Below are 16,572 nucleotides of genomic sequence, written 5' to 3'. Positions count from 1 at the left end.
TTATGTCTCAAAGCGCTTTGAGTATAGTTCAAAGCGCTTTGATGAGTAAACTAGTTTTATCTTTGAAAACTTTTGAGGTGTTGCGGAGAAGCATCAAAGGCGGGCGGCGGCGCGTGGGCGCCGCCGGGTATGGCGGGGAGGGGGATGGCTGCCGCGGGAAAGCCGGGCCGCTTAGTTTGGCGCCTTGCAAGCGGGCAGGGCGGCCGCGTCCCGCGCGGCGTCGGCTGCATTCGCCGGATGGCGCAGGAAGGCGAGGATCAGCAGGGCCGACGCCGTGGTGATGCTGGCCAGAACATACAGCAAGTGGCGGAAGGCGGCGCCATAGGCTTGCGCCAGTTCGGCGGCGCCGGCCTGGGGCAACAACTCGCCCGCATGGCGCAGCTCGCCCAGCGCCAGGAAGGGCGCCACCAGCGCCGCCTGCTCCGCACCGATGCCGGCAAGGCCGGCGCCGCCCAGCGCCGCCAGGGTGAAGGTGCCCAGCAGCGCGCTGACGATGGCCAGCGCCAGGCCTTCGCCCGCCACGCGCGTCGTATTGAAGATGCCGGCCGCCATGCCGGCCCGTTCGACGGGCACGACGCTGATGGCCAGGCCATCCATCAAGCCCCAGGGCAGGCTGATGCCGCAGCCGATCAGCAGTAGCGGCCCCAGCAAGGTGGCGGGCGACTGGCCCGGCGCGCAGGTGGAGAGCCACAGCAAGCCACCCGCCGCCAGCAGCAGGCCGCTGGCGCAGATGTGCGCGGCGGCAAGGCGCTGCGCCGCCATGCCGGCCAGGATCGGCAGCACCAGCATGGGCGCCGACAGGGCGATCATCATGCGTCCCGCCTCCAGCGCGCTGTAGCCTTCGATGCCGATGAAGCGGGCCGGCAGCAGCACCAGCAGCACGACGAAGGAAAACGCGGGCGCGGCCGCCAGCAGTTGCACGCCGGCAAAGGCGGGCAGGCGGAACAGGGATAAATTCAGCATGGGCCGCGCCGCGCGCCGTTCCACGCGGATGAAGAGGGCCAGCAGCAAGGCCGCGCCACCGAGCAGCCCCAGGCTGGCGGCGCTGCTCCATCCACTGTCGGGTGCCTGCAGCAAGCCATACGTAAACAGGGACAGCGCACCGGTAAACGTCAGGGCGCCGGGCCAGTCGACGCCCTGCGCTTGCGGGTCGCGCGATTCGCGCATGGCGCGCGCGGCGGCCAGCAGGGCGGTCAGGCCGGCCGCGGCCGTGGCGACAAAAATGGCGCGCCAGCCCGTGTGCGTGATCAAGGTGCCGGCCAGGAAGGGACCGAAGGCCAGGCCCACGCCGAAGGCCGTGCCGATCAGGCTGAAGGCGCGCGCGCGGGCGGGGCCGTCGAATTCCTGCGCCAGGGCCGCCAGTCCGCTCGACAGGGCCATGGCGCAGCCCAAGCCCTGCACGGCGCGCAGCACGTCGAGCCACAGGATGCCGGGCGCGGCCGACAGCGCCAGCGCGGCGGCGGAAAACACGCCCATGCCCAGCAAGAACACGCGCTTGCGGCCATAGCGGTCGGCCAGCGCGCCGGCCACCATCAGGCAGCCGCCAAAGCTGAGCATGAAGGCATTCGTGATCCACGCCAGCGCCAGCGGCGAGCCGTGCAGGTCGGCGGCGATGGCGGGAATGGCGATGGCCGGCCCCGTAAAACTGAGCGGCATGCATAGCGCGGCCAGGCAGACGGCCGCCAGCACGAAGGCGCGCCGGGCCGGAGAGGCCGGCTTCATACGGTGATTCGTATCCATGGGAATGATTCCAGAAAGAGGGAATCCGATGATAATATGGACGTAATCAATGAAAAAGTGGCTGAAAATCCACTCATAACGGACAAATATTCCCTAATCAACATGGCGAGATGATATGGATAATCTGAACGGCATTGCCGCCTTCGTGCGCGCGGCGGAAACGTCCAGCTATGTGGCGGCCGGGCGGCTGCTCGGGGTTTCGGCCTCGGCCGTGGGCAAGAGCGTGGCGCGGCTGGAAGAAAAGCTGGGTGTGCGCCTGCTCAACCGCAGCACGCGGCGCATCAGCCTGAGCAACGAGGGGGCGCTGTTTTACGAGCGCTGCCAGCGCATCCTGGCCGACCTCGGTGATGCCGAGGCGGAACTGTCGCACCTGGCCGAGGCGCCGCGCGGCAAGCTCAAGGTCAGCCTGCCCGTGATCGGCTACCGCATCATCCTGCCCCTGTTGGCCGACTTTACGCGCCGGTATCCGGAAATCGAGCTCGACCTCGATTTCAACGACCGCCTCGTCGACGTGGTAGCCGAAGGCGTCGACGTGGCCGTGCGCAGCGGCACCTTGACGGATTCGCGGCTGATGGCGCGCGAGTTGGGGCCGTTTGCCTTCGCCATCGTCGGCTCGCCCGCGTATTTCGCCCGCCACGGCGTGCCGGCCACGCCGCGCGCGCTGGAAGGGCACGCTTGCGTGCGCTATAAATTCCCCACCACGGGAAAACTGCAGGAATGGGCGCTGCAGCGCGCCGGGGGCGACAGCGGCGGCGAGTTGCGCTTGCCGACGGCCTTGACCTGTAACAATATCGAAGCCTTGATCGGCGCCGCCACGCAGGGCGTGGGCCTCGCTTACCTGCCTGACTTTATCGTGCACGACGCCATCGCGCGCGGCGAATTGCAAGCCGTGCTGGCCGGCTACCTGCTGCACTCGAGCAAGTTCTGGGTGCTGTGGCCATCGAGCCGCCACCTGTCGCCCAAAATTCGCGTCTTTGTTGACCATTTGTGTACCCACCTGCATTTTTCCGCGCCCCCTGCCGACCCTGCATCCTTCCCGTGATGCCCCTGGCCGCCGCACCGGCGGCTGGTTGGGGAATATTCCTACCCCAAAAGAGATTATTCCTAACAGCGCTGAATTTATATTTGCTGCACCGCATCAGGCAATGCCGCACGGCATCAACTTATACCCTTCCTGAATACCGGTCATTCGTTATGGAAATTGCCATAAGGAATTTATTTATGTTAATTTCATATCTGTTTCTGCAACATTGCATCGGCTGGTCGCTTGCGGGAACATGTGCAGGATTAGGCGCCATAAGCGTGTAGTAACCAACAATTAAGGGATGGTAACCCCGTTCCGTTCAGGGAGTGTGCATGAAGACAGTCACTACGACACCGCCGGATCTGGCGCCAGCCGCGCCAGCGAAACCGGCCCGTAAAACGGGTCTGCTGCTTGGTGGCGGCGCACCAAATTCCACCTTGATCGCCGGCGCCCTGGCCGCTTTCCTCGACGAAGGCATCGAGTTCGACGTCATTTCCGCCTCGGGCGCCGGTGTGTTGATGGGCTTGCTTTACACGACGCCGCACGAGGCAACGCCGCGCCAGGCCTTGCAAAGCTGGGCCGACACGGGCGTGGCCGACAGCATCTACAAGATGATCCCGATCAACTACAAGGTGTTCCAGAAGCCGGGCATGCACGCGAGCACTTTCCGCGACGCCTTCCAGCCGCCGGCCAACAATCCTTTTTTTCAGGCGTTCCAGCAAACGTTTGCGGGCGTGCCCACGGCCTGGTCGGACTGGGGCAAGCTGATGGTGTCGTCGCTGTCGCCGTCGGACCTGTCGGCGAAAAGCCTGGGCCTGTGCGCGCACTTGCCCTTCCTGGAAAAGGCCGTGGATTTCTCGGGCGTGGCCCGCATACGCCCCGATTTCTACATCAATGCCTACAACCTCAGCGAACACCGCATGCAAATCTGGGGCAAGCACGAAATCGAACCCATCCACGTGCGCGCCGCTTTGTCGTTCCCCTTCCTGTATGCGCCCACGACCATCGCGGGCGACGATTACATCGAAGGCGCGGCGCTCGATACGCTCAATTTCGACCCGTTTATCGAAGGCAAGGGCGAGCACCATGACGCCGACACCCTGGTCATCCTCGATATCCTCGGTGACGAGCGCTTGCTGCGCAAACCGCGCAACCTGTACGACGCCTGGGTGCGCTCCATCATCACGCCGCTGGTGAAGATTTCCAAGAGCGAGCTGCGCCTGTTCGAACTCGAGCACAACACGGACGCGCGCACGGGCCAGCCCAAGCGGCGTTTGCTCAAGCTCGACCTGATGGGCGGCATCCCGGAACAGCACTGGCCCGATACCCTGGACTGGTCCAGTTCGAACATGCAACTGCTGTTCGACGTGGGCCACAAGGCGGGCCTGGCGTTTTGCCGCCAGCATGGCGACTTGCTGCGCCGCACGCCTGACGCTGCCCCGCTGGCGGCCTAGCCACCGATCCCCGGCCACCTGATCGGCAGCTATTTATCCTGCCTGGCCTTGCCAGGCCACTCTTTTTACTGTGAAACACCATGAATATCACCAAGCAATTAATTCTGACTCTCACCATCGCCTTGCTGGCCCTGCTATTGCTGGGCGCCGGCGGCGCCATCCAGCTGCAGCGCGCCCAGGAGCGTTTTGACACGGTGCAAAACCGCATCATCCCCAGCATCCAGGGCTTGAATGCGGCCAAGGGTTTCCTGGCCGATTCGCGTCTGGCCGGCTACCGCCTGTCCGTGTTCTCGAATTTGGCCGACAAGACGGCGCTGGACAAGGCCGTGGCCGATGCCAACACGAATTTCGACAAGGTCATCACTACCTACCGCGCAGAGCGCCTGTACGATGCGACGGACAGCAAGATGCTCGATGCCGACCAGGCCGCGATGGAAGCCTACCGCCGCGCACTGGTGCCATTCTTTGCCGCCGCCTACGCGGGCGACATGGATGGCGTGCGCGCCACCTTGCTGGCCGGCACGCCGCTGGCCATCACTGCCGCTGCCGCCAAGAAAAGCATGGATGACCATATCGCCTACAACAACAAGCTGGTCGACGATGTCAAGGCGGAAAGCCTGGCAGCCTACGATACGGCGTTCAACACCATGCTGGCCGTGCTGGGCGTGGCCGTGCTGCTGACGGGCGCGCTGGCCTGGCATATCTACCGCACCATCAGCGGCGGCCTGGGCGATATCGAACACACGCTGGAGCGTGTCAGCGCTTCGCTGGACCTGTCCGCCGCCATGCCCGTCGAGCGCATGGATGAAGTGGGCCGCACGGCCACCGCCTTCAACAAATTCCTCGAGCGCATCGTCGGCGTGATCGCCACCGTGCGTACCTCGGCCGATACGGTCAGCGTGGCGGCCGCGCAGATTTCCGCCGGCAACGCCGACTTGTCCGTGCGCACGGAGCAGCAGGCGTCTTCCCTGGAAGAAACTGCGTCCAGCCTGGAAGAGCTGACCTCGGCCGTGCGTCAGAATACGGACAATGCGCGCCAGGCGAATTCGCTGGCCGTGTCCGCTTCGGACGTGGCCCGCAAGGGCGGCGCCGTGGTGGCGCAAGTGGTGGGCACGATGGGTTCGATCAACGAATCGGCGAAGAAGATCGCCGACATTATCGGCGTGATCGACGGCATTGCCTTCCAAACCAACATTTTGGCGTTGAATGCGGCCGTCGAAGCGGCCCGCGCGGGCGAGCAGGGCCGCGGCTTCGCCGTGGTGGCCACGGAAGTGCGCAACCTGGCGCAGCGCTCGGCGGCTGCCGCCAAGGAAATCAAGGGCTTGATCGAAGATTCCGTCGACAAGGTCAACACGGGCAGCGCGCTGGTTGACCAGGCGGGCGCGACGATGGAAGAAATCGTCGCCAGCATCCGCCGCGTGACGGACATCATGGGCGATATCGCCAACGCCAGCCACGAGCAGAGCGCCGGCATCGAGCAGGTGAACCAGGCCATTTCGCAAATGGACCAGGTCACCCAGCAGAACGCGGCCCTGGTGGAAGAAGCGGCGGCCGCCGCATCCTCGCTGCAAGACCGCGCCGTCGAACTGGTCGACGTGGTGGCCGTGTTCCGCCTGCGTGGCGACGCCCAGGCAAAACCGTTGAAAGTGGCAGGCGGCTTGCCGGCCCCGGCGTCTGCCTCAGCCAGCCGGCGCCTGGCGTTGCCAGGCCGCAGCGCCCGCGCTTAAGTTTAGTAATTGAATTGCCCCGGTACGCCGGGGTTTTTCTTTGGTGACGGTGCTGTTCCATGGGGGAATGTTGATTTGGAGTAGCTGTTGCAGGTGTCGGTAACGTTGCCGGGGAGGCATCGCCCCCTTTCGCGCTGTCCAGAGAGCCTGCTTGCCTTGTACGCGCGTGAGTCCGCAGTCCAAAGCGGACATCGCAATCGAAGCGCGTTAAGACGGGAGTAAGCCATCAAGTTTGGCCCCGTGTCATAACTTGCCCTAAGCAGGAGTGCGTTTGCGCTCTGGCAAGTTGAATCCCGTTTTATAAAACGCATCCTTGAATTCTACGCATCCATTACAGGGCCTAACGGTTTCTAATGCCGATATGCGCTGCTCAGTCAGTTGCATCAAACATAAGTCCATCGAAAAATGGTAAGCACTTCCGCCATGCATTGCCTTGTTCTGGAACTTGCACTCCGCGTCGCGGAAAACAAGCCATGCACGTTGCGCGCTTTGCAGCCCTTGTGGCTTGGCAAGCGCGTACATCAATGTCTTGTAGATGACGTTCAAACGCGTGTCGGATTCTTTAAGCTCTCGACTCATGCAGAAAGTATTTTCAAGATTATTACTTTCTTCGCAATGCTCCTGCTTTATCGATGCCATATCGCTTTGTTGTTCGGAGGCATTGGTCAAGGACGACAGCGAAAGGCACAAAAAAATAAGGCCCAACATGGACAACCGGCTTAAAACAGCAATTCCCACGAGCACTCGCTCCTTCTGATAATTGATCGTATTGAGGTCCGCTCCTGGCCTGACCCGGTTGTTAATCAAAGATAATGCGCTGTCCCACTTCGAATTCATTCTCGTGGCAGTAAAAAAGGATAAGCGGCGTGTCGTTCGAATAAACCATCGCGTCGTCACGTGAAGGGACAAAAATATCCGACCAATTCTCGACCAGGAACACACTGCTGCACAAGAAACATTCGTCTTCTCCAAATACCACCACGACTTGCTGGTTTCCCGGCACACGGGCACGTAACCATTTGCTTGCGATGGCCGCATCCTCTCCGGATGCGAACCGCTCGATCGCGTCAACGGTGTTAGCGTTCAGGCCGAGATGCGTCTTCGAGTCGTGAAGGCCTGCTATCTCATAGGCGCGGCGGGCATCCTCGGTATTCAGCCAGGCGATATCCGCTGAGTGATGCTGTAGTTCTTGAACCCGCCAATGTGCTGTGTTCATCATTTCTCAAAGTTTCATATGCTCGTGGTTATGGCGAGCAGCGCGGTCGAATCCGGTGCATCCCTTGATCCTGGCGCCAAACAAGGCTGTCATCATGGCCCGGCTTTATCTGCGACCAGTATAACCAGAATCTAATTCTATTGGCATGATAAAAAAACAGTGTATCCTGCAATTCCAGCAGATATCTTTTTTGTCGAGGCAAAGAAAAAGCTGCGGCATTTGTTTCTGCTGGCGGAGTATCTTTGAATTGGCGCAATGGCATGGCGATATTGCGTGATGAATGCTATGCCGCAGGCAAATATGCAGACACTGCGCGGCGCCGGATAGCAGACCCAGTTACTTTTACACAATGATAGGGAGATTCCCAATTGATGCAAATCAAAGAAAGCATCCACATTGCAGTCCCGCCCACGGTCGTCGACCAGATTTGGAGCGAGGTCGACCGATGGCACCTGTGGGATCCGGATACAAAGCAAGCCCGGCTCAATGGGCCGTTCGCGGTGGGGACGCATGGCAGGATTGTTCCCAGCAAGGGCATGGGCATTCCGCTGCTGGTCACGGAGCGCACTGCCGGCCGCTCGTTCACCGTCGAGGGCCACATCCCCCTGTTCCGCATCCACTTCGAACACACGGTTGCCGCCGTCAATGGCGGGTCGGAAGTCGTTCACCGCGTGTGGTTTACGGGAGCGCTTGCCTTTCTGTTCGGACCAGGCGTTGCCAGGCAAGTCAGGGACGGGCTTCCCAGGACGATGCTTTCGTTGAAGGCCTATGCCGAGAAGCGCAACGAAACGCTCCATGATGGCGAGGCGGGCAGGGCGGACGCGACTACAGCCTGATAGATAGTTTCCCCTCGTCAATTCCTTGCAAAGCACTGCAGCAAATTAACGTGCCGTTCCCGTCATGATGGAATACAATTCTTGCGTGGCAGCCAGCTTGCCTGGCAAGGCCGGGCACGGCACCACGCTTTGACCTCGGAAAGATGTTGGCTTATGACTCTGCAGTTCCCCCAGCGAACGGCGCCTTGCGCGCCATCCACGCTCCGCCTTTCACGCAAGCCCCTCGTTTCCCTGTTCGTCCTGACGTTTTCATGCCTGCTGCTCACGGCGCCCGTCATGGCGGCTACGCCAGCCAGCGGCAGCGTCATGCTGGAAGAACTGACCAGCACGGAGTTGCGCAGCCGTATCGACCATGGCGCCACCACCGTGCTGGTGCCGATTGGCGGCGTCGAGCAGAGCGGGCCGTATATTGCGCTGGGCAAGCACAATGTGCGCGCCGGGCTGCTGGCGCGGCAGATTGCGCAAAAGCTGGGCAATACCATCGTCGCGCCCGTCGTTTCCTACGTGCCGGAAGGCAGTATTGCTCCGCCGGCCGGCCACATGCGCTTTGCCGGCACGATCTCGATACCGCCAGCCGCCTTCGAAGCCGTGCTGGAAGGGGCGGCCGCCAGCCTGCGCCAGCATGGTTTCCGCGACATCATTTTTATCGGCGACCATGGCGGCTATCAAAAGAACGAGCAGAACGTGGCGAATAAGCTCAACCGCGCTTGGGGCAAGGCTTCCGCCGGCAAGGAAGCGCGCGCTTACGCATTGCTCGATTACTATGACATCACGCAATCGGCCTATATTGCCGAACTGCAGAAGCGCGGCCACAGCAGCGCCGAGATCGGCCTGCATGCCGGCTTGGCGGACGCGGCGCTGATGCTGGCGACGGACCCGTCGCTCGTGCGCAGCGAGGCCATGGCCCACGGACCCAAGCCTGGCGTGGCGGACGGCGTGCGCGGCGACGCGACCCGCGCCACGGCTGAACTGGGTCAGATCGGTATCAAGCTGCAGGTGGGCACCTCGGTGGCCGCCATCAGGCAACTGCTGCAACGACCTAAATAATTCCGCTGGAAGTGCTGAACTTCCGGCTTTTGCAACGAAACGACGCGAAATCACATGAAAAAATCTCAACGACGCACCATCGTCACCTTGTCCGCCCTGGCTGCCGCACTGGCCGGCCTGGGCGTGGCCAGCCAGGTCATCGGCGCCAGTACGCCGGCCCCGGCCGCTGCAGCACCGGCCGCAATCTATTCGCCGCTGCCGGGCATGCCGCCGCTGGTGGACCCGAAAAACGTGTATGGCAGCATCGCCAGCAGCAATATGAGTCCCGTCGTCAAGGATCACTTGCGCCGGGTCTACGTGCCCAACCTGCGCTCGAACGACGTGTATGTGATCGACCAGGACAGCCTGAAAGTGGTGGACAAGTTCAAGGTCGGCAGCGGCCCGCAGCACGTCGTGCCGTCGTGGGACTTGCGCACCCTGTGGGTGGCGAACAATGCCGAGCGCACGGACAAGGGCAGTTTGACGCCGATCGACCCCCTGACGGGCAAGCCGGGCAAGGAAGTGCCCGTCGATGATCCCTACAATATGTATTACACGCCGGACGGCAAGTCGGCCATCGTCGTGGCCGAAGCGCGCCACCGCCTCGATTTCCGCGATCCGAAGACCATGGCCGTGCAGTACTCGATCGACACGCCCCAGTGCGGCGGCATCAACCATGCCGATTTTTCCAATGACGGCCGCTACGCCATGTTCACCTGCGAATTCGACGGCACCATTGCGAAGATCGACCTGGTGGGCCGCAAGGTCGACGGCTATCTGAAATTGCAGATGCCGGCCAAGCGCTTTGCCGAGTCCGGCCCCGTGGGCGGCCCGGCGAATGAAATCTGCAGCGTCAAGAAGGGCATGCCGCAAGACATACGCATCTCGCCGGACGGCAAGAAATTCTTCATCGCCGACATGGACGCCGACGGCGTGCACATCGTCGATGGCGCCACCCTGAAGGAAATCGGCTTCATCCAGACGGGCGTGGGCGCGCACGGCCTGTACCCCAGCCGCGACGGCAAGAAATTGTACGTGGCCAACCGCGGCACGCACCGCATCCATGGCAAGCCGAAGGGCAAGGGCAGCGTCAGCGTGATCGACTTCGCCACGGAAAAAGTCGTGTCGAACTGGCCGATCCCCGGCGGCGGCAGCCCCGACATGGGCAATGTGAGTGCCGATGGTAAATATCTGTGGCTGTCCGGCCGTTTCGACGACGTGGTGTACCGCATCGATACGAACAGTGGCGACGTTTCCAAAGTGAAAGTCGGCCAGGAGCCGCACGGCCTGACCGTGTGGCCGCAGCCGGGCCGCTATTCGCTGGGCCATACGGGCAACCTGCGCTAGGCGAGGCGCGTGGCGCTCCCTGGAACCGCAGTGCCGGGTCTGCAGTTATGCTTGCCTAAAAAGCAATGTTGGCGCATACTGTATTCCCCATTCCACTACCTTCAGGGAGCACCAGCATGATTCTTGATCACATCGGTTTGAATGTCAGCGATGCACAGGCCAGCAAGGCCTTCTTTTCGGCCGCCCTGGCGCCCCTGGGCGTGTCGGTGGTGATGGAAGTGCAGGGCTGGGTCGGCCTGGGCAAGGATGGCAAGCCCGATTTCTGGTTCGGCGTGGGCGGCGCGCCGCATGCCGGCATGCATCTCGCCTTCGCGGCGGACAACCGCGCCCAGGTGGATGCTTTTTACCAGGCCGCACTGGCAGCGGGCGGCAAGGATAACGGCGCCCCCGGAATCCGCGAAATCTATCACCCGAATTACTACGGCGCTTTCGTGCTGGGCCCGGACGGTCACAATGTCGAAGCCGTCTGCCACCGTCCCGAACCTTGACGCCGGTCATTACCTGAAGAGAGCAGCATGAAGCACAGCGCCACCCTGTTTGCCGACGATGCCGGCCGCTATGCCTATGTGAAAGCGGGCTTTTCCTGGCCGGCCCTTTTGCTGGGCTCGCTCTGGGCCGTCGCCAAGCGCCGCTGGTGGCTGTTGCTGCTCATGCTGGCCATGGATGCCTGCCTGTGGTTTGGCAGCCACCTGGCCACGGAACTGCGCATCGGCCCGATGATGCTGCTGATGGCCGCCGCGGAGCTCAGTTACCTGCTGGCGCGCGGCTGGTATGGCAACCGCTGGCTGGAAGCGTCGCTGCGCAGCCGTGGCTACAAGCCCGTCGTGCCGGGCTGAACCTGCCTGGCACAGATTTCCCATCACGTCACTGACGTTTGCCAAGAGCAAGCCGTCCAGCCAAAACTTTCTGCGCAGCCTAGCGCACCTTTGATCCAGATCATCCCTCAACTGCGGTGCTCACGTAGCCTTGGGACTCGCGTTGCAAAGCATCGTCCCACCAATCGGATATGTTTTTTCGCGTTTCGTGGCGTAGCCCGGCCGTCTGCCTCACCGTTCGACAGCCGGTGGTGTCGCCATCTGTTTATGTCCACCCAACCGCTATCTAATGAGGAACTCCATGTATCCATATTCCCGTAGTGTTACCCCCGCCGCCAAAAACCACCTGGAAGCGCAACTGGCTTTTTTCAATGGACTGTCGAAGTCGCTGTTCCAGTCGGTGCAGCACTTCAGCGACCTGAACATGCAACTGGCGCAAGGCTTGCTGGAAGAAACCGCAGTCACCAGCCAGAACCTGCTGACGGTCGAGCGCGCTGAAGATGTGTTCCAGGTGGCTGCCGCGGCGGGCCAGCCAGCCGCCGAGCAACTGCGCAAGTACCAGCAACAGGTGTCGCGCCTGGCAGCCGATACGCAGGTCGAACTGGCCAACGTGGCAGAGCGTCATGTGAATGAAACGAGCCGTACTGCCAAGGCGCTGGCCGAAGAAGTGGCCCGCACGGCGTCGGAAGAAACGGAGAAAAACGTGCGCAAGCAGCAGGAAGCCATGCAGCGCATCGCTGAACCTTTCCAGGCCTATCAGCAAAACGGCGCCAGCCGCGACCAGCAACGGGGCGCGCAAAGCCGTGACGGCCAAAGCCTGCAAAGCGGCAGCCACCAGGGCAGCCAGCAGTCGGCCGGCAGCGAAGGCTCGGCCAGCGGCAGCGTATCGCAAGCGGGTTCCGCACAAAGCAAGAGCAGCAGCGCCAGCCGTAAAGAGTAAGCACGAGGCTGCTTGCGGCTGAGCCGCTTCGCGAGGGCCGAGCCTTGAGCTGCGGCCAGCCGGCACGCAGCATCGTGCCTCCTGGTTTGGACAGAGCGCCCGCCCTTCACGGGGCGGGCGTTTTGTCGTATGCGTGCAGTTCAGAGGCCGGCGTGGCCGCGCCAGGTGAGCGGGTGGGCACGGTGATGCTTGCCGGCACGGCTGTCTTCGGCGAGACGGCGGACAAGACCGCGTCACCGCTCCCGCTGTTGGCGTCGATGAAGGCGCTGACGGCGTCCAGGGTGGGCGCCAGCCTGCGCAAGGGTGCGGCCAGCGTGGCGACCAGGGTGGCGTGGCCCACGTGGTCGAAATACGTTTCCGTCACGGGCCTGGCAAGCGTCCGCAAGGCCTTGGCCAGACCGCCCGTGTTGCGTCGCGGATCGACCAGTTTATCCTGTCCGGGCAGGGGGGCGATCAGCAGGGCAGGCGGGGCTTCGGCCGTCACGTGGTGGATGGGCTGCGAAGCGGCGGGTGTGTCCGGGTAAAAGAAGACGGGCCAGGTGGTGGTGTTTTCGATCGGCAAGAAATCATAGGGGCCGGCCAGGCCTATCCAGCCCCGCAAGTCGTGCGGGTGCATGCCATGGCGCGCCAGCAGGCTGGCGTCGAGCGCCACCATCGCCGCATTGTAGGCGCCGGCGCTATGGCCCATGACGAACAGGCGCGTCGGGTCGCCGCCGTGGCGGCTCGATTCCATCGCGGCCCAGGCCACGGCGCGGGCCGCATCCTGCAGGATTTCGGGATAGTGCACGTCCGGATACAGCCGGTAGTCGGCGATCACGGCCAGATAGCCGCGCGCCGCCAGCGCATGGCCAACGAAGGCATAGTCGGCGCGCTCGCCCGTCGTCCAGTTGCCGCCATAAAAGAACACCACCACGGGCACGGGTCCCGTGCGGATTTTGGGGGCGTAGACATCGAGCTTTTGCCGTGGCAGGGGGCCGTAAGCGAGGCCGCGCGTCACGTGCGAAGCGCTGCCGGACGAGAAGGCATTGATGGCCATCAAGGGTGAGCAGGCGGCAAGGCCGGCAGCCAGCGGGATGGCCGCCAGCAAACCGAGCAGGGTGGTGCGCAGGATCGTCATGCCAGCTCCTGATGGTGAGGGGTGATGCTTGCAGTGTAGGCCAGGCAGGGCAGGGCGCACACGGGGAAGTTGCTGTATAGCATAGATAAATGTGGCATGCGTCAATCAATCCTGCAACAGCCATTTGCGCGCGGTGGCGATGACGGCGTCCGACAGGGTGCGCGTGAGCGGGGTCTGGATATCCCAGGCATGCCAGGTCAGGGGCACGTCGAGCGCCTGCCCGGCCGCCACGTCAACCAGCCTGCCGGCGGCCAGCGCCGTTTCCGCCTGCAGCAGGGGCACCATGCCGTAAGCATAGCCCGCTTCGATGAAGCGCACGAAGTCGCGCGCCGAACCGAGCACGTGGTGCGGATAGCGGCCCGTGTAGCCGAGGCGGTGTTGCAGGTAGCGCTCGTGCAGGGCATCCTTGCTGCCGAACGTGATGGCGGGCGCCTGGCTGACGGCTTCCACCGTAAAACCATGGGGAAACCATTGCTGCGCGAACGCGGGCGAGGCCACGCACAGGTAGCGCATGCCGCCCAGCGGCGTGGCCGTGGTGCCCGCCACCAGGTCGTTGGCGCTGGTGACGCAGGCAAACACGCGCCCTTCGCGCAACTGGCTCAGGGTGTGGTCCTGGTCGTCGAGGCGGATATCGAGCAGGCAGGACGGCGGCGACAGCAGCGGTCCCAGCGCTTCCGGGATCCAGGTGGCGGCGCTGTCGGCGTTGACGGCGATGGCCAGTTCCGGCAAATGCGTGGTGGGGCCGGGCTGGGCGTCGAGCGCCGCTTCGAGCAGCTTGACTTGCCGGTAATGGGCGATCAGGCGCTGGCCCGCTTCCGTGGGCAGGGGCGGGTGGCTGCGGATGATCAATAAAGTGCCTTCCAGGTTTTCCAGGGTGCGGATGCGCTGCGACACGGCCGGCTGGCTGATCGCCAGCGCCTGCGCGGCCTTTTCAAAGCTGCCCAGGCCGATCACGGCGTCGAGGGCGGCCAATCCACGGTAATCGACGACGCGCATAAGTTTCTCTTATATATGGTTAGAATCATTCATTATACTTATATTTACTTTTTCTTTACACTGTTGAAATAGGGTAACAACTCCACTCTCCCGCGCGGTCCTGCTGGTACCGCTACACCCTCCACCTACCTTTGATGACTTTGCCGTTGCCGGCAGAGCGTGGGCGGCCGTGCGCGTGATGGAAAGCAATAAAGGAATCGATATGGACAGCGCAATCTTCTTGAAAGGCATGGGGCTCGGAGCGAGCCTGATCGTTGCCATCGGCACGCAAAACGCCTTCTTGCTGAAACAGGGCTTGAAGCGCCATTACGTGCTCACCTGCATCCTGGTCTGCCTGGTGTGCGATGCGATCTTGATCACGGCCGGCGTGGCCGGCATGGGCACTTTCATTGCAGACAACCCCAATTTCCTGCTGTGGGCCAAGGCCGGCGGCGCCACCTTCCTGATCGCATATGGCTTGCGTGCCGCCAAGTCCGCCTGGCGCCCAACGGCCTTGACGGTGTCGGCTGCCAAGTCGCCGGAAGGCTACTGGGCCGTGATTGGCGCGGCGCTGGCGTTCAGCCTGCTGAACCCGCACGCCTTCCTCGATACGGTCATCCTGCTCGGCTCGATCGGCGGCCAGCATGAAGGCGTGGGACGTTTCTACTTCGCCGGCGGCGCCATCATGGCTTCGGCCCTGTGGTTCTTCCTGCTGGGCTTTGGCGCCCGCTACCTGGCGCCCGTGTTTGCCAAGCCCATGGCCTGGCGCGTGCTCGACGGCATCATCGCCCTCGTCATGTGGGCCATCGCCGCCTCGCTGTTCCTGTAATCAGCGGGTCAGGAAGGCCAGCATGCGGCTGGCCAGCTTGCCATACGGCGGCCACAGCAGTTTCAATGCACTGTAGCGGGCCTGGTAAAACACGGGCCGCAGCTTGCTGAAGGTGTGAAAGCCTTCGACGCCGTGGTAGTGGCCCATGCCGGACTCGCCCACGCCGCCGAACGGCAGGTCGTGCTGGCCCACGTGGTACAGGGCGTCGTTGACGGAGACGCCGCCCGACATCACGCGGTCGATCAGCAGCTGCACCGTGTCTGCTTTGTTGCTGAACGGATAGATGGCCAGCGGCCGTGGTCCCGCATTGATGCTGTCGATCACGGTGTCCAGCCTGGCATAGCCGCGCAGCGGCAGGATGGGGCCGAAGATTTCCCGCGTCAGCAGCAGGCTGTCCTCAGGGGCGCCGAGCACGATGTGCGGCGCGATCTTGCGCGTGGCGCGGTCGTAGGCGGGCCCCGGCAACAGCGAAATCACTTGCGCGCCCCGCGCGCGCGCTTCGTCGAGCGCCTGCAGCAGGCGATCAAAGGCGGCCTCGTCGATGATGGAGGTGTAGTCGGGCGTGTCCAGCCGCGGGTAGCGCGTGGGCACGATGGCGCGTGCGTGCTCGACGAAGGCAGGAATGCTGGTCTCGGGCAGCCAGGCGTGGTCGACGCTGGTGCAGATTTGTCCCGCGTTCAGGCACTTGACGAACAGGATGCGCTCGGCTGCCGTGCGCACGTCGAAATCGGCGCAGACGATGGCCGGCGCCTTGCCGCCCAGCTCCAGCGTGACGGGGCACAGATTGCGCGCGGCGGCCGCCATGACGGTGCGGCCCGTCTGGCCGGAACCCGTAAACAGCAGGTGGTCGAACGGCAGTTGTGAAAAAGCCATGCCCACGCCGCCCGTTTCGTCAAAGAACTGCAGCTTTTCTGGTGGAAAGTAGGCAGGCATGGTGTCGATCAGCAGCCGCGCCAGGTGGCGCGAGTTTTCGCTCATCTTGACCATGGCGCGGTTGCCGGCGGCGAAGATATAGGTCAAGGGCACCAGGCTCAGGTTCACGGGAAAATTCCACGGCACGATGACGCCCACCACGCCCAGCGGCTGAGGCATCACGCGGTTGCGGGCGCCAGGAAAGCTGCGCCAGTCCACGCCGCGGCGCTGTGGCCGCATCCATTTTTTCAAGTGTTTTATTACATGGGCTATGCCATCGATGGCGGGGAAGATTTCCGCCAGCAAGGTTTCGTGACGGGAACGGTTGCCGTAGTCGGCGCTGATTGCCGCGCACAGCGCGTCTTTATGGTCGCGGATGAAGCGCTGCAAGGTGTGCAGGTCGCGTTTGCGCTCGGCCAGAGTCGGCACGGGGTGGGCCAGGCAGGCGGCGCGCTGCAAGCGCAGGGCGGCAGTCAGTTCGGTGCTCAATTGCATGTTTTCTGCGACATCAGGCATTGTTTTCCTTGGCCGGCCCGGCAATGTGCGCGCCGTTTCATCACACGTTTCAGCACACTATAGTGGACTCTGCGGACAAGTGCCGCCAGCGTGCCGAC

The 16,572-nt window shown here is 63.0% G+C and carries 16 protein-coding genes; 10 read left to right on the top strand and 6 right to left on the bottom strand.

What is annotated here, in order from left to right; translation table 11 throughout:
- Nucleotides 1–171 precede the first annotated feature (171 nt).
- Nucleotides 172–1,740, bottom strand: coding sequence for an MFS transporter (locus O0879_RS08340; RefSeq protein ID WP_289915884.1), 1,569 nt, complete (start codon nt 1,738–1,740; stop codon nt 172–174).
- Nucleotides 1,741–1,855: 115 nt separating this feature from the next.
- Here O0879_RS08340 and O0879_RS08335 point away from each other — a divergent pair, with 115 nt between their 5' ends.
- From O0879_RS08335 to O0879_RS08325, 3 genes are all read left to right on the top strand, one after another.
- Nucleotides 1,856–2,782 (top strand): LysR family transcriptional regulator, encoded by a 927-nt coding sequence (locus O0879_RS08335; RefSeq protein ID WP_289915881.1) that lies wholly within the window; start codon nt 1,856–1,858, stop codon nt 2,780–2,782.
- Between the two features lie 314 nt (nt 2,783–3,096).
- On the top strand, nt 3,097–4,218 hold the full coding sequence (locus O0879_RS08330; protein WP_289911661.1) for a patatin-like phospholipase family protein: 1,122 nt from the start codon (nt 3,097–3,099) through the stop codon (nt 4,216–4,218).
- Nucleotides 4,219–4,298: 80 nt separating this feature from the next.
- The gene (locus tag O0879_RS08325) at nt 4,299–5,945 is read left to right on the top strand and encodes a methyl-accepting chemotaxis protein (RefSeq protein ID WP_099664592.1); all 1,647 of its coding nucleotides are present in this window, start codon (nt 4,299–4,301) and stop codon (nt 5,943–5,945) included.
- 255 nt (nt 5,946–6,200) lie between these two features.
- Here the strand turns inward: O0879_RS08325 and O0879_RS08320 are convergent, their stop codons facing one another.
- Together O0879_RS08320 and O0879_RS08315 are read right to left on the bottom strand one after the other, a co-directional pair.
- Nucleotides 6,201–6,782 carry a lysozyme inhibitor LprI family protein gene (locus O0879_RS08320; protein ID WP_289911660.1) on the bottom strand — a complete coding sequence of 194 codons (582 nt, stop codon included), beginning with the start codon at nt 6,780–6,782 and terminating at the stop codon, nt 6,201–6,203.
- Complete coding sequence (locus O0879_RS08315; RefSeq protein WP_289915880.1) at nt 6,745–7,164, bottom strand: hypothetical protein; 420 nt, start codon at nt 7,162–7,164, stop codon at nt 6,745–6,747. The genes O0879_RS08320 and O0879_RS08315 overlap by 38 nt, the downstream gene beginning before the upstream one ends.
- A gap of 368 nt (nt 7,165–7,532) precedes the next feature.
- Here O0879_RS08315 and O0879_RS08310 point away from each other — a divergent pair, with 368 nt between their 5' ends.
- From O0879_RS08310 to O0879_RS08285, 6 genes are all read left to right on the top strand, one after another.
- Complete coding sequence (locus tag O0879_RS08310; RefSeq protein WP_289915878.1) at nt 7,533–7,997, top strand: SRPBCC family protein; 465 nt, start codon at nt 7,533–7,535, stop codon at nt 7,995–7,997.
- Between the two features lie 276 nt (nt 7,998–8,273).
- On the top strand, nt 8,274–9,044 hold the full coding sequence (locus O0879_RS08305) for a creatininase family protein (RefSeq protein WP_289915876.1): 771 nt from the start codon (nt 8,274–8,276) through the stop codon (nt 9,042–9,044).
- A gap of 54 nt (nt 9,045–9,098) precedes the next feature.
- On the top strand, nt 9,099–10,370 hold the full coding sequence (locus O0879_RS08300) for a YncE family protein (protein WP_289915873.1): 1,272 nt from the start codon (nt 9,099–9,101) through the stop codon (nt 10,368–10,370).
- A gap of 116 nt (nt 10,371–10,486) precedes the next feature.
- Nucleotides 10,487–10,858: a VOC family protein gene (locus O0879_RS08295; RefSeq protein ID WP_289905571.1), complete on the top strand. Its 372-nt coding sequence runs from the start codon at nt 10,487–10,489 to the stop codon at nt 10,856–10,858.
- Nucleotides 10,859–10,885: 27 nt separating this feature from the next.
- Nucleotides 10,886–11,206, top strand: a complete 321-nt coding sequence (locus tag O0879_RS08290; RefSeq protein ID WP_289911655.1) for a hypothetical protein — start codon at nt 10,886–10,888, stop codon at nt 11,204–11,206.
- A 280-nt stretch (nt 11,207–11,486) separates the two neighbouring features.
- The gene (locus O0879_RS08285) at nt 11,487–12,125 is read left to right on the top strand and encodes a phasin family protein (RefSeq protein ID WP_099664585.1); all 639 of its coding nucleotides are present in this window, start codon (nt 11,487–11,489) and stop codon (nt 12,123–12,125) included.
- 106 nt (nt 12,126–12,231) lie between these two features.
- On the opposite strand, the gene O0879_RS08280 is transcribed toward O0879_RS08285, so the two are convergent.
- Together O0879_RS08280 and O0879_RS08275 are read right to left on the bottom strand one after the other, a co-directional pair.
- Entirely contained in the window at nt 12,232–13,242 is a 1,011-nt protein-coding gene (locus O0879_RS08280) for an alpha/beta hydrolase (protein ID WP_289915871.1), read from the bottom strand.
- A gap of 105 nt (nt 13,243–13,347) precedes the next feature.
- Nucleotides 13,348–14,238, bottom strand: coding sequence for a LysR family transcriptional regulator ArgP (locus O0879_RS08275; RefSeq protein WP_034785706.1), 891 nt, complete (start codon nt 14,236–14,238; stop codon nt 13,348–13,350).
- 202 nt (nt 14,239–14,440) lie between these two features.
- Here O0879_RS08275 and O0879_RS08270 point away from each other — a divergent pair, with 202 nt between their 5' ends.
- Complete coding sequence (locus tag O0879_RS08270; protein WP_034785705.1) at nt 14,441–15,046, top strand: LysE/ArgO family amino acid transporter; 606 nt, start codon at nt 14,441–14,443, stop codon at nt 15,044–15,046.
- Here O0879_RS08270 and O0879_RS08265 read toward each other — a convergent pair whose 3' ends face one another.
- Nucleotides 15,047–16,474, bottom strand: a complete 1,428-nt coding sequence (locus O0879_RS08265; RefSeq protein ID WP_289915869.1) for a coniferyl aldehyde dehydrogenase — start codon at nt 16,472–16,474, stop codon at nt 15,047–15,049.
- Nucleotides 16,475–16,572 lie beyond the last annotated feature (98 nt).

It is taken from the genome of Janthinobacterium sp. SUN120, assembly GCF_030397735.1.
GTDB lineage: Bacteria > Pseudomonadota > Gammaproteobacteria > Burkholderiales > Burkholderiaceae_D > Janthinobacterium > Janthinobacterium kumbetense.
This window is presented reverse-complemented; position numbering and strand designations above follow the sequence as displayed.